This is a genomic window from Variovorax raffinosi, assembly GCF_051216615.1.
GTDB lineage: Bacteria > Pseudomonadota > Gammaproteobacteria > Burkholderiales > Burkholderiaceae_C > Variovorax.
This window is the reverse complement of the sequence record NZ_JBPJZR010000002.1, coordinates 491376-505158: the sequence shown is the minus strand read 5'-3', so window position 1 is coordinate 505158 and position 13783 is coordinate 491376. Positions and strand designations below refer to the sequence as shown.

The 13783-nt window shown below is 66.9% G+C and carries 14 protein-coding genes and 2 riboswitches; of the genes, 7 read left to right on the top strand and 7 right to left on the bottom strand.

Annotation, left to right across the window (positions count from 1 at the left end):
• Window positions 1-10: 10 nt before the first annotated feature.
• From ACSFB7_RS08420 to ACSFB7_RS08395, 6 genes are all read right to left on the bottom strand, one after another.
• Window positions 11-844, bottom strand: a complete 834-nt coding sequence (locus ACSFB7_RS08420; protein WP_435468939.1) for a PhzF family phenazine biosynthesis protein — start codon at window positions 842-844, stop codon at window positions 11-13.
• A 13-nt stretch (window positions 845-857) separates the two neighbouring features.
• A complete protein-coding gene (locus tag ACSFB7_RS08415; protein WP_435468937.1) occupies window positions 858-1496 on the bottom strand; it encodes a LysE family translocator in 639 nt (212 codons plus the stop codon).
• 69 nt (window positions 1497-1565) lie between these two features.
• Window positions 1566-2768, bottom strand: coding sequence for an aminotransferase-like domain-containing protein (locus ACSFB7_RS08410; protein ID WP_435468935.1), 1203 nt, complete (start codon window positions 2766-2768; stop codon window positions 1566-1568).
• Between the two features lie 76 nt (window positions 2769-2844).
• Window positions 2845-3252, bottom strand: coding sequence for a VOC family protein (locus ACSFB7_RS08405; RefSeq protein WP_435468933.1), 408 nt, complete (start codon window positions 3250-3252; stop codon window positions 2845-2847).
• The gene (locus tag ACSFB7_RS08400; RefSeq protein WP_435468931.1) at window positions 3252-4229 is read right to left on the bottom strand and encodes a DMT family transporter; all 978 of its coding nucleotides are present in this window, start codon (window positions 4227-4229) and stop codon (window positions 3252-3254) included. Before ACSFB7_RS08400 ends, ACSFB7_RS08405 begins: the two co-directional genes overlap by 1 nt.
• A gap of 61 nt (window positions 4230-4290) precedes the next feature.
• Window positions 4291-4890, bottom strand: coding sequence for a LysE family translocator (locus tag ACSFB7_RS08395; RefSeq protein ID WP_435468929.1), 600 nt, complete (start codon window positions 4888-4890; stop codon window positions 4291-4293).
• Between the two features lie 110 nt (window positions 4891-5000).
• Between ACSFB7_RS08395 and ACSFB7_RS08390 the strand changes: the two genes are divergently transcribed.
• The 3 genes from ACSFB7_RS08390 (at window position 5001) to ACSFB7_RS08380 (ending at window position 8597) form a co-directional block, all read left to right on the top strand.
• On the top strand, window positions 5001-6419 hold the full coding sequence (locus ACSFB7_RS08390; protein WP_435468927.1) for an aminotransferase-like domain-containing protein: 1419 nt from the start codon (window positions 5001-5003) through the stop codon (window positions 6417-6419).
• A gap of 99 nt (window positions 6420-6518) precedes the next feature.
• Window positions 6519-7271 carry a PhaM family polyhydroxyalkanoate granule multifunctional regulatory protein gene (locus ACSFB7_RS08385; RefSeq protein ID WP_435468925.1) on the top strand — a complete coding sequence of 251 codons (753 nt, stop codon included), beginning with the start codon at window positions 6519-6521 and terminating at the stop codon, window positions 7269-7271.
• A 45-nt stretch (window positions 7272-7316) separates the two neighbouring features.
• A complete protein-coding gene (locus ACSFB7_RS08380; RefSeq protein ID WP_435468923.1) occupies window positions 7317-8597 on the top strand; it encodes an FIST signal transduction protein in 1281 nt (426 codons plus the stop codon).
• 17 nt (window positions 8598-8614) lie between these two features.
• On the opposite strand, the gene ACSFB7_RS08375 is transcribed toward ACSFB7_RS08380, so the two are convergent.
• Window positions 8615-9916: a D-amino acid dehydrogenase gene (locus ACSFB7_RS08375; protein ID WP_435468921.1), complete on the bottom strand. Its 1302-nt coding sequence runs from the start codon at window positions 9914-9916 to the stop codon at window positions 8615-8617.
• A 91-nt stretch (window positions 9917-10007) separates the two neighbouring features.
• Window positions 10008-10125, bottom strand: a riboswitch (glycine riboswitch).
• A gap of 4 nt (window positions 10126-10129) precedes the next feature.
• Window positions 10130-10230, bottom strand: a riboswitch (glycine riboswitch).
• Between the two features lie 117 nt (window positions 10231-10347).
• Between ACSFB7_RS08375 and rfbB the strand changes: the two genes are divergently transcribed.
• From rfbB to rfbC, 4 genes are read left to right on the top strand one after another with little or no spacing between them, the layout of a single operon-like run.
• Window positions 10348-11418, top strand: a complete 1071-nt coding sequence (gene rfbB / locus ACSFB7_RS08370) for a dTDP-glucose 4,6-dehydratase (protein ID WP_435468919.1) — start codon at window positions 10348-10350, stop codon at window positions 11416-11418.
• Entirely contained in the window at window positions 11415-12305 is an 891-nt protein-coding gene (rfbD, locus tag ACSFB7_RS08365; protein ID WP_435468917.1) for a dTDP-4-dehydrorhamnose reductase, read from the top strand. Before rfbB ends, rfbD begins: the two co-directional genes overlap by 4 nt.
• Before the next feature lie 21 nt (window positions 12306-12326).
• On the top strand, window positions 12327-13220 hold the full coding sequence (gene rfbA / locus ACSFB7_RS08360; RefSeq protein WP_435468915.1) for a glucose-1-phosphate thymidylyltransferase RfbA: 894 nt from the start codon (window positions 12327-12329) through the stop codon (window positions 13218-13220).
• Window positions 13217-13765: a dTDP-4-dehydrorhamnose 3,5-epimerase gene (rfbC, locus tag ACSFB7_RS08355; protein ID WP_435468913.1), complete on the top strand. Its 549-nt coding sequence runs from the start codon at window positions 13217-13219 to the stop codon at window positions 13763-13765. Before rfbA ends, rfbC begins: the two co-directional genes overlap by 4 nt.
• Window positions 13766-13783 lie beyond the last annotated feature (18 nt).

The following is a 13783-nucleotide window of genomic DNA, read 5'->3' as shown; positions in this document are numbered from 1 at the left end:
TCGACGGGGCTCAGGCGGCCATGACGCGCGCCGTGCCGGACACGCGGATCGAGCTGCCCGGCGTTGGCTGAATGTCGGCGTGCAGGCGCGACAGCATGCCCATGTCTTCGCCCTGCACCACGTCGATGGCGCCGCCGTGGGGCCATGCGATGTCGCGCAGGTAGCCGGCGAGCGCGGCCGTCGCGGCGCCGGTGGCCGGGTCTTCGTAGACGCCGCCGGAGGCGAAGGGGTTGCGCGTGTGAAAGCGCTGCGCACTCTCGGCGTGGACCAGCACGATGGTCGTCAGCTCCGCGCGCTGCATCAGCGCGCGGCCGGCTTCCAGTGCGTAGTGCATGGCGGACAGCGCCTTGCGGCTTTGGAGCGCCAGCACCAGGTGGTTTGCGCCGGCATGGGCCACAGCCGGTGGAATGCGGGGGTCGAGATCGCCCGGCGCATAGCCGAACAGGGCCAGCGCGTCGGAGACCAGTTCAGGTGTTGCGGGCGCGCTGTGCGTGGGCGGTGACTGCAGCGCGGCCGCGATCACGTGGCCATCGCGCCGGCCTTCCACCGTGATCTGTGCCTGGTTGAGCGTCAGTGCGAACACGCCGTCGCCCTGCTGCAGCGCGAGCGCGGCACCGAGGGCGATGGTCGCGTGGCCGCAGAACGGCACTTCGGATTGCGGCGAGAAATAGCGCACGCGCCAGCCGGTGTCGGTGCGGGCGGCGAAGGCCGTTTCCGAGAAGCCGACCTCTGCCGCGATGCGCTGCATCTGGGCCTCGGGCGGCAGTGCATCGCCAATGACGACGCCGGCGGGGTTACCGCCCGTCTCTCCATCCGAGAAGGCTGCGATCTTCAGAACGTTCATGGGGTGTTCGCCTTCAGCGGGGCGTGGGTCGGTCGAGGAAGAGCAAGCGCACGGCCAGCCCGAGCATCACGGCGGCGAGCAGATTGCTCTGGAGTTTGGCCGCGCCGGGCCGGCGTTCCAGCCAGCGGCCGACCTGGCCGCTGCAGGCGCCGAGCAACGTGTTGAAAGCCAACGCGGCCATCGACAGCACCACGCCGAGCTGCACCAGTTGCAGCGGCACGCTGCCGCGCGCCGGATCGACGAACTGCGGCAGGAAGACCATGAAGAACAGCAGCGCCTTCGGATTGACGAGGTTGTTCAGCAGCGCCATGCGCACGATGCGGCCGAAACCGGCGGACTGTGCCTGCGCCCCAGGGCGAAGGACATTGCCGCTGCGCAGCGCCTGCACCGCGAGCCAGACCAGGTACAGCGCGCCCGCATAGCGCAACACATCGAACGAGGGCGGCCAGGCGGCGATCAGCGCGGTCACGCCGGTGGCGGCGAACAGCGTGTGCACCAGGTCGGCGGCCGTGATGCCGACGGCCGCCGCGAAACCGCCGCGCGGGCCGTGGGCCACGCCGTGCGACATCACGAAGGCCATGTTCGGGCCCGGCGAGAGGAACAGCGCCAGCACCGCGAGCAGGAAGAGCGAGAGGGTTGCGAGTCCGATCATGAGGGTGGGTCCTGGTCCGGGTCTGTTGTCGGCCCGTCCCGGCCGTGATGGCCGGGACGGCGGGAGTGCTCAGGTCTGTGCGGTCGCGAGTTGCTTGCCGCCCAGCAGCGCGAGCTCTTCGCGCAACGTCACCGCCAGCGCGGCGATGGCGATGTCGATCTCTTCGACGCTGGCCGTCACGAAGGACAGGCGCAGCGTGCGCGGATCGCCCTGGCCGGCGTAGAACGGCGCGCCGGGCACGAAGGCCACATTGCGCTCGACCGCCTTGGGCAGCAGCGTCACGGTGTCGATGCCCTCAGGCAGGCGTGCCCACAGGAACATGCCGCCCTTGGGCGCGTTGAACTTCACGTCCAGGCCGGCCATCTCGCGCTTGAGCGCGGCGATCATCGCGTCGCGCTGGCGCTTGTACAGGGCACGAATGGTGGGCACGTGGCGATCGAGGAAGTTGTCCTTCATCACGGCCGACACCATGCGCTGCGTGAAGATCGGCGTGTGCAGGTCCACAGCCTGCTTGGCTTGCAGCAGCTTGGGGTAGATCGACTTCGGCGCCACCAGGAAGCCCAGGCGCAGGCCGGGTGCCAGCACCTTCGAGAACGAACCCAGGTAGATCACGCCTTCGGGGTTGCGCGCGGCCAGCGGCAGCGGCGGGGCTTCGTCGAACCACAGTTCGCCATACGGGTTGTCTTCGACGATCGGCAGGTTGGCGGCGGCTGCGGCGGCCGACACGGCGGCGCGGCGCTCCTCGGTCATGGTGCGGCCGGTGGGGTTCTGGAAGTTCGGCAGCAGATAGACGAAGCGCGCGTCCTTGGCCTTGGCCACGAGGTCTTCGACGATCACGCCTTCGTCATCGCTCGCCACGCCGACAGGGTTCGGCTCCATCGGGCCGAAGGCCTGCAGCGCGCCCAGGTAGGTGGGCGTTTCGACCAGCACCTTGCTGCCCGGATCGATGAGCACCTTGGCCACGAGGTCCAGGCCCTGCTGCGAGCCGGTGGTGATGAGTACCTGCGATGCGTCGACGTCCCACGGCAGCATGTCGGCCACGGCCTGGCGCAGCGGTGCGTAGCCTTCGCTGGCGGCGTACTGCAGCGCGGCCTGGCCGTCGTTGTGCAGCACTTCGGCGCAGGCATCGGCAAAGGCCTGGATCGGGAAGGTCTTGGGCGAGGGCAGGCCGCCGGCCAGGCTGATGATGCCGGGGCGCTCGGTGACCTTGAGGATTTCACGCAGCACCGAGGGATTCATCTTGGCGGCGCGGGCGGCGAGTTTCCAGTTCATGGCTTTCTTCTTTCAGGCGGTGAGGTGAGATGCAGGAATTCGGATCGGGGCAAGCCGGACAGTTTCAGTCAATCAGTCAGTCCGGCCGGAGGTCGCCACGGTACACAACATGGATTTTGTTGCCGTCCGGGTCGCGCAGGTAGGCGCCGTAATAGCCCTGGCCGTAGCGTGGGCGTGGGCCGGGCGCGCCTTCGTCGCGTCCGCCGTGGCGCAGGGCCGCCTCGTGGGCGGCGTCAACGGCATGCGGCGCCGGCGCGCTGAACGCGACCATGCTGCCGTTGCCGACGCTGGCGGGTTCGCCGTCCAGCGGGATGTACACATAAAAGCGCGGCAGCGTCTGCGCCGGCATGACCCAGCAGGCGGACTCGGGGCCGCCGTCGGGCGTGACGGCGCGGCGCTTCAAGCCGAGCGGGGTGAGCAGCGCGTCGTAGAAAGCGGCGGCGCGGGGAAGGTCGGTGCAGCCGACGGTGATGTGGCTGAACATCAGCTTCGTCCTTGTCCGACCGCACCGGTGCGCGGCGCGGCGGCGGATGCGCTGGACGCAGGCGCGGCCTGCGGCTGCGACAGCTTCTTGCCGATGAGCACCGTGCCCACCACGGCAATCGCAAAGCCCAGCGTGACCACGTCGAGCGGTTCGCCCAGGATCGGGATCGACGCGAGGATCGAGAGAAAAGGTTGCAGCAGTTGCGTCTGGCTTACGCGCAGCGCGCCGCCGAGCGCCAGGCCGCGGTACCAGGCGAAGAAGCCGATCCACATCGAGAACATGCCGACGTAGACGAAGCCGACCCAGGCCGAGGGCGCGATCGGCTGCTGCGGCCACAGCGCCAGCGTGGCCGGCAGCGTGAAGGGCAGCGCCATCACGCAGACCCAGCAGATCACGCGCTCGGCGCCCAGCGACGGCGTGACCTGCGCGCCGTAGATGTAGCCGAAGGACGCGGCGATGACCGCGCCGACCAGCAGCAGGTCGGCCCACTCGAAGCCGAAGCCATGGCCGCTCTGGCTGGCGCGCAGCACCGAGAACACCACGACCAGCAGGCTGCCCGCGATGGCGCAGAGCCAGAAGCCCAACCGTGCGCGCTGGTGCAGCACCCAGGCCGCAACGGCGGCCGTGACCAGCGGCAGCAGCGCAGTCACCACCGCCGCATGGCTGGCCGTGACCACGCGCAGCGCATAGGCCAGCAGCAGCGGAAAGCCGACGCAGTTGCCCAGCACCGCGATGCCCAGCGGCTTCCACTGGTGCGCCGCCGGCCGCGGCGAGCGCGTGACGATCAGGAAGATGGCCGACAGCACGCCCGCCAGCGCCGCGCGCCCGAGCGTGACGAACCATGGCGAGAGTTGCGGCGCGTCGTGCGTGCCGGTGGCCAGCCGCGTCATCGGCAGCGTGATGGCGAACATGGCCACCCCGAGAACGCCGAGCCACATGCCCAGCGTTTCGTCCTTGATGTTGAGTTTGTTGCTCATTGGCGTACCTTCGTGCTTCGCACTGCGGTGCGAGCTTGCTTGGGGCGGCCCGGCGCGGCGCTCATACGCTCAGCATCCACCAGGCCGTGAGCACCAGCACGGCAGCCATCGCGCGGTTGAACCAGAGCAGCCGAGCACCCTTGGCCAGCCAGTCGCGCAGCAGCGCCCCGACCAGCGCATAGGCGAAGTTGCTGGTGAAGGCATAGAAGAGCATCACCGGCGCGACGATGGCGAAGCGCGAGAGCGCGTCGGGCTGGCCGGCAATCCATCCGGCCACCAGCGTCAGCGCGAGCAGCCACGCCTTGATGTTGACGAACTGCAGCATCACGCCCTGCCCGAAGCCGACGGTGAGCCTGGCGCTGTCGGCCTTGCCGAGCGTGCCGCTGCCACTGAGCTTGTACGCCAGCCACAGCAGGTAGCCGATGCCCAGCGCCTTGATCGCCAGGCGCAGCGGCGGCACCGCCACCACCAGCGCGCCGAGGCCGGCCGCGCAGATTGCCAGCAGCAGCGTCCAGCCGATCGGTACCGCGACCACGAAGCGCATGGCGCGCGGCAGGCCGCCGTTGGCCGCGAGGGCGGTGGAGAGCGTGGTGTTGGGACCGGGCGAAAAACTCATCGCCGTGGCCAGCACCAGCAGCGCGGTGAATTCTTGCCAGTTCATGACACACACTCTAAACTTGAGACCATTACAGTTCCGATACAGATGATCGAACAATCAAGGTCTCTGTATTGGTCATTCTTTCGGCACAGCGACTTTTTTCACCCGACAGCATGCTGACACGCACCTCCACACAGTCGCTCACGGGGCAGTTGGCCGACCGGCTGGCCGAGCGCATCCGCACCCGCCTGCTGCCGCCCGGTGCCCGCCTGCCGTCGGTGCGCGAGTGCGCGCGGCAGCAGGGCGTGAGCCCCTACACGGTGGTCGCGGCGTATGACCAGTTGCTGGCGCAGGGGCTGGTCGAGGCCCGCCGGCAGCGCGGCTTCTATGTGCGGGACTCGGCCTCTGCCCAGGACCAGCGCGCCCCGATGAACGCCGCGCCCATGGCCACGCCGATGATGGCCTCGCGCGTGCCGGCCGATGCGAGTTCGCTGATCCGCAGCATGTTCCACCGTCCGAGCGACAAGCCGCAGCCGGGCATGGGCCTGTTTCCGCCGGACTGGATGACGTCGACCTTCATGCCCACGGCCGTGCGGCGCATGACCAGTACAGCCGCGCTGCAGGAGCTGTCGCTGCAGTACGGCGAGCCGGCCGGCGACATGGGCTTGCGCCGCAGCCTGTCGCAGAAGTTGGTGGGCATCAACGTGCCGGCCTCGCCCGACCAGATCATCACCACCATCGGCGCCACGCATGCGCTGGACGTGGTGAGTCGCGCGCTGCTGCGCGCGGGCGATCCGGTGATGGTCGAGGAGCCGGGCTGGGCGCTCGAATTCGCGCGGCTCGAAGCGCTGGGCATGCGCATATTGCCGGTGCCGCGCCGCGCCGACGGGCCCGACCTGGAGGTGATGGCGCAGTACTGCAAGCTGCACAGCCCCAAGCTGTTCGTGAGCGTGAGCGTGCTGCACAACCCGACCGGCTACAGCCTGACGCCGGGCAGCGCGCACCGCGTGCTGAAGCTGGCGAACGAGCACGACTTCCACATCGTCGAGGACGACACCTACAGCCACCTCGCGCCCGAGCACGCCACGCGGCTGAGCGCGCTCGACGGGCTGCAGCGCACCATCTACGTCAGCGGCTTCGCGAAGATCCTGGCGCCCAACTGGCGCATCGGCTTCCTTGCCGCACCGCCCGCGCTGAAAGAGCGGCTGCTCGAAACCAAGCTGCTGGCCACGCTGACATCGCCCACGCTGTTCGAGCGGGCCTTGTCGTGGTGCATCGACCAGGGGCAGTTGCGCCGGCATTCGGAGCGGGTGCGCATCCGGCTCGACGGGGCGCGGGTGCGCACGGTGAAGCTGGCGATGTCGCACGGCTGCACCTTCGCGTCGGAGCCGGCGGGGCTGTTCGGCTGGGTCGACACGGGCGTCGACACGGACGCGCTGACCCAGCGCATGCTTGACCAGGGCTACCTGCTGGCGCCGGGCTCGCTGTTCCATGCGCGGCGTCCGCCCAGCACCATGATGCGGATCAACTTCGCGACCTCGCAGGACGCCACGTTCTGGAAAGTTTTCAGCAAGGTTCGCAGCGAGCTTTGAGGGGTTGTGGGTGGGTAGGGGTTCGGTTCAGGCCGGACCCAAGGCCGAAGGCTTGGAGTAAGCTGGCAACACAAGAAAACCCACCCGGAGACATCCTGCATGAGCAACGCCAGCCAACCCTTTGCCTTCAGTCAATTCGTTCCCGGATTCGACTTCTTGAAGAACCTCGCCGGGGGCGCCGCTGCGGGTGCCGGCGCCGGCGCGGTGCCCGGGATTCCGAGCCTTGCGAGCTGGGTCGCACCCACGCTGAGCGTGGAAGAGGTCGACAAGCGCATCCAGGAACTCAAGACCGTCCAGTACTGGCTCGAACAGAACGGCCATGCGCTCAAGGCAACGATCCAGGCGCTCGAAGTGCAGAAGATGACGCTGTCGACCCTGCGCGGCATGAACGTGCGGATGGAAGACATCGCCAGCGCGTTCACCAAGCAGGCGGCTGCCATGGCGCCGGCACCTGCGGCGGCTGCTGCCGCGGCAACACCCGAGCCCGAACCGGCCGAAGTCGAGGACGACGCCGAGCCTGAAGAGGCACCGTCGCCGAAAAAGCCGCGCAGCAAGCCGGCCTCGGCCAAGGCCGGCGCCGCCGCCGATGGCGCGGGTGTGGTCGATCCGATGCAGTGGTGGGGCTCGCTCACCGAACAGTTCCAGCAGATCGCCAGCTCGGCACTGCAGGACGCGGCCCAGCTCAAGGTGCCAGCCATGGCCCAGCCGCTGGCCGACGTGGTCGGCAAGGTGATGGGCAAGCCGCCAGCGGCAGCCCGCAAGCCTGCCGCTGCCGCGAAGAAGACGGCGGCACCCGCCGCCAAAAAGAAGACGTCGACCGCCGCGCGCAAGCGAACCACCAGCCGGCGCTGACGTCATACACCTATATTTTTTGAAGAGAACGGGTCGGCACGCATCATGAAGTTGTTTCCCTCTGGTCATGCCACCCATCCGCAATGGCGCATGGCGGCCGGCCTCGTGCTGGCCCAGTTGCGCGCGCAGATGGCGCTGCCCGACTACGCGTCGTCGCCGACGCTCGGGCTGCTCTACATCACCGACCACTATGCGAGCGAGGCGCAGGAAATCCTCGACCACCTGAGCGCCGAGCTGCCCGAGGTGACCGACTGGTCGGGCACCGTCGGCATCGGCGTGTCGGCCAACAACGCCGAGTACTTCGACGAGCCCGGCATGAGCCTGATGCTCTGCGCCTTGCCGAGCGACCAGTACCGGGTGTTCTCGGGCGTGGCGCCGCTGGGCAACTCCGAAATGAGCGGCTTCGAGGCGCACACCGCGCTCGTGCACGCCGACCCGGCCACGCCCGACCTGCCGGAGCTGATCGCCGAGATGGCGGGCCGCACCGACACCAGCTACCTGTTCGGCGGACTCTCTTCGGGCCGGGGCAGCGCGCTGCAGTTCGCGGTGGGCGGCAACGGCAACATCCGCGGCCACGGCGCGGCGGGTGGCGTGTTTTCGGGCGGCCTGTCGGGCGTGGTGTTCGGCGAGGGCGTGCGGCTGGTGTCGCGCGTCACGCAGGGCTGCCAGCCGCTGCGTTCGGGCGCCGTGCGCGAGCGCGAGATCACCGAGGCCGACGGCAACCTGCTGCTCAAGCTCGACGGGGAGCCCGCGCTTGACGTGCTGCTGGCCGATCTGCAGGTATCGCTCGATCGGCCGCAGGAAGCTATCGACGCGGTGCGCAGCACGCTGGTTGGCCTGGCCGATGCGGGCAGCGACGGCATCCGTCGCACCGGCGACCTGGGCGCCGATGTGCTGGTGCGCCACATCATCGGCCTGGACCCGACGCGGCGCGGCATTGCGATTGCGGACAACGCTGAAGCGGGCATGCGGCTGACCTTCTGCCGCCGCAACGCGCAGGCCGCGCGTGCGGACCTGATGCGCATCTGCGCGGAAATCCGTGAAGAGCTGGAGCCGGAAGAGCAGACGCTGGCCACCGCGCGCGCGGTCGCGGCGGGTGAAGCCGAAGCGGCACCGCACCCGGCGCGGCGCATCGCGGGGGCGGTGTATGTGAGCTGTTCAGGGCGCGGCGGGCCGCACTTCGGCGCTCCCGGCGCCGAACTGCAGATCGTGCGCCACGCGCTGGGCGACGTGCCACTGGTCGGGTTCTTCGCGGCGGGCGAGATCGCCCGGCACCATCTGTATGGGTATACGGGTGTGCTGACGGTGTTCACCGGCAACGACTGAGCCGGCGAAGAAGGCGCTCAGGCCGGCTGCAGTGTGCGCGGCTGAGGCGCGGGCATGCCGGTGAACGCGAAATCGACCTCGGGCACCAGCCCGCTCACGATCCGCGCGATCGACTTGCCCGAGCCGCAGGCGTGCGTCCAGCCGAGCGTGCCGTGGCCGGTGTTCAGGTACAGGTTCGGCAGTTTGGTCTTGCCGATCAACGGCACGTTGCTCGGCGTGGCGGGGCGCAGGCCGGTCCAGAACTGCGCCTGCGTGGTGTCACCGGCGCCGGGGAACAGTTCTTCGACGCGCCGCACGATGGCTTCGCAGCGCACGCGGTTCAGGTCGCGGTCGTAGCCGTTGAGTTCGGCCGTGCCGGCGATGCGCAGGCGGTCGCCCGATTCGGAGGTGTAGCGCGAGAACACGAGCTTGAATTCGTCGTCGGTCAGCGAGACCTGGTGGGCCTTGGAGGCGTCCTTCACCGGCAGCGTCACCGAATAGCCCTTGGCCGGGTAGATCGGCAGGCGGATGCCCAGCGGCGCGGCGTAGAGTGGGCTGAGCGAACCCATCGCGAGCACGAAGGCGTCGCCGCGGATGCGCTGGAAGCGGCCTTCTGCGTCGGTGGCTTCGACGTGGTCGATGGTGCCGCCGGCCTCGCGCAGGGCGGTCACTGTGTGGCTCATCAGGAACTTGACGCCGGCTGCGGCGGCCAGGCCCACGAGTTCGCGCGCGAAGCGGTTGGCGTCACCCGATTCGTCTTCGGCCGTGTAGGTGGCGCCGGCCAGCTTCGGACGGATGTGGGCGAGGGCGGGCTCGAGCTTCACGGCTTCGTCGGCGGAGATCACGAGACGTTCGCAGCCCAGGGCGCGCATTTGCTCGGCGGGCTTGAGGGCGCCGTCGAATTCTTTTTGCGTCGTATAGAAATGCAGGATGCCCTGGGTGCGCTGGTCGTAGTTCAGGCCGGTGTCGCGGCGTAACTGCTGCAACGTGTCGCGGCTGTAGGTGCCCAGGCGAACGATCTGTTCGATGTTGTGCCGGGTGCGCGCCGGCGTGCATTCGCGCAGGAACTGCAGGCCCCAGAGCCACTGGCGCATGTCGGCGCGGATGCGGAACAGCAGCGGGGCGTCTTCCTTGCCCAACCATTGCAGCACCTTGAGCGGCGCGCTCGGGTTGGCCCAGGGTTCGGCGTGGCTGACCGAGATCTGCCCGCCGTTGGCGAAGCTGGTTTCGGCGGCGGGCGTGGCCTGCCGGTCGATGACGGTCACTTCGTGGCCGAGTTGCTGGAGGTAGTAAGCCGAGGTCACGCCGAGCAGGCCGGCGCCAAGAACGATCACGCGCATTTCAAGTACCTTTGAGGTTGCAGCGCTTGAATGGCGGGCGTGGTGTGCTATTGAATCAATAGCAAGCAACCGGACGACCGCCGTCCAAGTTGCCGCTCCCCCTGTCCTCGGTACCTGAGAGATTCACCCTGCTGCACCCGCAGCGGGTTTGCTCCTTCGGTGCACCACCGCCATGTTCAGTGGGGTGGTGGCTCTCCAGACGGCTGTATCAGTTGGTGCAGTACAGATCCCTTGTTCGGACCGACCTGAGCGTTTATGGGAGTTTGCGCCTTCGGTAGGGCCACCGGGGTGGCCCGCTCTCCTGCAGTGGGGGCGATTGTAGGCGGGGCTTACACGGACGCCAACTCCGCGATTTCAGCCTGTCTGGCCGATGGGATAATCGCCCGTTGATTTGTCACGGGGCAAATCGTTCCACAACAACAGGGGACCCCATGATTCTGGTTACCGGCGGCGCTGGCTTCATTGGCGCCAATTTCGTACTCGACTGGATCGCGAACAGCGACGAGCCGGTCGTGAACCTCGACAAACTGACCTACGCGGGCAATCTCGAGACGCTCGCGTCGCTCAAGGGCAACCCGAATCACATCTTCGTGCAGGGCGACATCGGCGATAGCGCGCTGCTCGACCGCCTGCTGGCAGAGCACAAGCCGCGCGCCGTGGTGAACTTCGCCGCCGAGTCGCATGTCGACCGCTCGATCCATGGTCCGGAAGACTTCGTCCAGACCAACGTGCTCGGCACCTTCCGCCTGCTCGAATCCGTGCGTGGTTTCTGGAGCGCGCTGCCGGCCGACCAGAAGGCCGCCTTCCGCTTCCTGCACGTGTCGACCGACGAGGTCTACGGCTCGCTCTCCAAGACCGACCCGGCCTTCACCGAAGAGAACAAGTACGAGCCCAACAGCCCGTACTCGGCCAGCAAGGCCGCCAGCGACCACCTCGTGCGCGCCTGGCACCACACCTACGGCCTGCCGGTGCTGACCACCAACTGCTCGAACAACTACGGCCCGTTCCACTTCCCCGAGAAGCTGATCCCGCTGATGATCGTCAACGCACTGGCCGGCAAGCCGCTGCCCGTGTATGGCGACGGCATGCAGGTGCGCGATTGGCTCTACGTGAAGGACCACTGCAGCGCCATCCGCCGCGTGCTCGAGGCCGGCAAGCTCGGCGAGACCTACAACGTGGGCGGCTGGAACGAGAAGCCCAACATCGAGATCGTCAACACCGTGTGCGCACTGCTCGACGAGTTGCGCCCCAAGGCCGACGGCAAGCCGTACAAGGAACAGATCACCTACGTCACCGACCGCCCGGGCCACGACCGTCGCTATGCCATCGATGCGCGCAAGATCGAGCGCGAACTCGGCTGGAAGCCAGCAGACACCTTCGACACCGGCATTCGCAAGACCGTCGAGTGGTACCTCGCGAACAGCGAGTGGGTGCGCAATGTGCAAAGCGGCGCGTACCGTGAATGGGTGGAGAAGCAGTACGACGCGAAGGCTGCGGCATGAAGTTGCTGCTGCTGGGCAAGGGTGGGCAGGTCGGCTGGGAACTGCAGCGCAGCCTGGCGCCGTTGGGTGAATTGGTCGCGCTCGATTTCGACAGCACGGATTTCAATGCCGACTTCAGCCGTCCCGAGGAACTGGCCGAAACGGTGCTCAACGTGCGTCCTGACGTGGTCGTTAATGCAGCGGCGCATACCGCTGTCGACAAGGCCGAGAGCGAGCCCGACTTTGCGCGCAAGCTGAATGCCACGTCGCCGGGCGTGGTGGCCGAGGCCGCGCAGCAGATCGGTGCGCTGATGGTTCACTACTCCACCGACTACGTCTTCGACGGCAGTGGCAGCAAGCCCTGGAGGGAAGACGACGCAACCGGGCCGCTCAGCGTGTATGGGCAGACCAAGCTCGAAGGCGAGCAACTGGTGGCTGCGCACTGCGCGAAGCACCTGATCTTTCGCACGAGCTGGGTTTATGCCGCGCGCGGCGGCAACTTTGCCAAGACGATGCTGCGGCTCGCCAAGGAACGCGATCGACTGACCGTCATCGACGACCAGTTCGGCGCGCCGACCGGTGCCGAGTTGCTGGCCGACGTGACGGCGCACGCCATTCGCGCGACGTTGCAGGATCCGGCCAAGGCGGGTCTCTATCACGTGATCGCGGGCGGCGAGACATCGTGGTACGGCTACGCGAGATTCGTGCTCGAGATGGCGCAGCAGGCCGGCGTCGAACTCAAGGCCGGGCCGCAGGCTGTCGAAGCCGTACCCACCAGCGCGTTCCCGACGCCCGCCACGCGGCCGCACAACTCGCGCCTTGACACCACCAAGCTGCAGACGACCTTCGGACTGCGCCTGCCACCCTGGCAGGAAGGCGTCGCGCGCATGCTGCGCGAGACGCTCTGAGATTCACACGAGAAGAAACGCATGACCACAACGCAACGCAAAGGCATCATCCTGGCCGGTGGCTCGGGCACTCGCCTGCACCCCGCGACATTGGCGCTCAGCAAGCAACTGCTGCCGGTGTACGACAAGCCGATGATCTACTACCCGCTCAGCACGCTGATGCTGGGCGGCATGCGCGACATCCTGATCATCAGCACGCCGCAGGACACGCCGCGGTTTCAGCAGTTGCTGGGGGATGGGAGTCAGTGGGGCATCAACCTGCAGTACGCGATACAGCCGAGCCCTGATGGACTGGCACAGGCGTTCATCATCGGGGACAAGTTCGTGGGGAACGACCCCAGTGCGCTGGTGCTGGGTGACAACATTTTCTACGGCCATGACTTCGTTCACCTGCTTGCCGATGCAGATGCAAAGCCATCGGGCGCGACCGTGTTTGCCTATCATGTGCAGGACCCGGAGCGCTATGGCGTGGTCGCGTTCGATGCCAAGGGCAAGGCCAGCAGCATCGAAGAAAAGCCGCTGAAGCCGAAGAGCAGCTATGCGGTGACGGGGCTGTACTTCTACGACAACCAGGTTGTCGATATCGCCAAGGCAGTGAAGCCCAGTGCGCGTGGCGAGCTGGAAATCACGGCAGTCAACCAGGAGTATCTTGATCGCGATCAACTGAACGTGCAGATCATGCAGCGCGGCTATGCGTGGCTCGATACGGGCACGCACGACAGTTTGCTTGAAGCGGGTCAATTCATCGCGACGTTGGAACATCGGCAGGGGTTGAAAATCGCCTGCCCGGAAGAGATTTCTTGGCGCAATGGCTTTATCACCACGGAGCAGCTCGAGAAACTTGCTGCCCCGCTGGAAAAAAGCGGCTACGGCAAGTACCTCAAGCATCTGCTAAGTGACGAGGTTCGATCGTGAAAGTAACGCGGACTGCTATCCCTGATGTGCTGGTGATCGAGCCAAAGGTGTTCGGTGACGCACGAGGCTTCTTTTTCGAGAGCTTCAATCAAAAGGCTTTCGACGAAGCGGTGGGCGAGCACATCGACTTCGTTCAGGACAATCACTCCCGCTCGGCGAAAGGGGTGCTGCGTGGCCTGCATTATCAGATTCAACAACCGCAGGGCAAGCTGGTACGCGTGGTGAAAGGGGCCGTGTTCGACGTGGCTGTGGACATCCGCAAGTCGTCACCAACTTTTGGCAAGTGGGTGGGCGTTGAGTTGAGTGAGGAAAACCACAAGCAACTGTGGGTTCCGGAAGGATTCGCACACGGTTTTTTTGTGCTGAGCGAGATGGCGGAGTTTCTTTACAAGACCACAGACTACTACGCCCCGTCACATGAGCGCGCAATCATCTGGGCCGATAGCGACCTGGCGATCGAGTGGCCAAATGTCGACTCCCTCCCCCAGTTGTCGACGAAGGATGCTCGCGCGGCGACTCTGCGTTCAGCCGAGCTGTTTGAATGATTTTTGTATTCCAAGAAG

Coding starts and splice junctions, on each gene's coding strand:
- ACSFB7_RS08375 (WP_435468921.1), bottom strand. CDS start 9,916: ATGCGCGTGATCGTTCTTGGCGCCGGCCTGCTCGGCGTGACCTCGGCT.
- ACSFB7_RS08385 (WP_435468925.1), top strand. CDS start 6,519: ATGAGCAACGCCAGCCAACCCTTTGCCTTCAGTCAATTCGTTCCCGGA.
- ACSFB7_RS08400 (WP_435468931.1), bottom strand. CDS start 4,229: ATGAGCAACAAACTCAACATCAAGGACGAAACGCTGGGCATGTGGCTC.
- ACSFB7_RS08395 (WP_435468929.1), bottom strand. CDS start 4,890: ATGAACTGGCAAGAATTCACCGCGCTGCTGGTGCTGGCCACGGCGATG.
- rfbA (WP_435468915.1), top strand. CDS start 12,327: ATGACCACAACGCAACGCAAAGGCATCATCCTGGCCGGTGGCTCGGGC.
- ACSFB7_RS08415 (WP_435468937.1), bottom strand. CDS start 1,496: ATGATCGGACTCGCAACCCTCTCGCTCTTCCTGCTCGCGGTGCTGGCG.
- rfbB (WP_435468919.1), top strand. CDS start 10,348: ATGATTCTGGTTACCGGCGGCGCTGGCTTCATTGGCGCCAATTTCGTA.
- rfbD (WP_435468917.1), top strand. CDS start 11,415: ATGAAGTTGCTGCTGCTGGGCAAGGGTGGGCAGGTCGGCTGGGAACTG.
- ACSFB7_RS08405 (WP_435468933.1), bottom strand. CDS start 3,252: ATGTTCAGCCACATCACCGTCGGCTGCACCGACCTTCCCCGCGCCGCC.
- ACSFB7_RS08410 (WP_435468935.1), bottom strand. CDS start 2,768: ATGAACTGGAAACTCGCCGCCCGCGCCGCCAAGATGAATCCCTCGGTG.
- ACSFB7_RS08420 (WP_435468939.1), bottom strand. CDS start 844: ATGAACGTTCTGAAGATCGCAGCCTTCTCGGATGGAGAGACGGGCGGT.
- ACSFB7_RS08380 (WP_435468923.1), top strand. CDS start 7,317: ATGAAGTTGTTTCCCTCTGGTCATGCCACCCATCCGCAATGGCGCATG.
- ACSFB7_RS08390 (WP_435468927.1), top strand. CDS start 5,001: ATGCTGACACGCACCTCCACACAGTCGCTCACGGGGCAGTTGGCCGAC.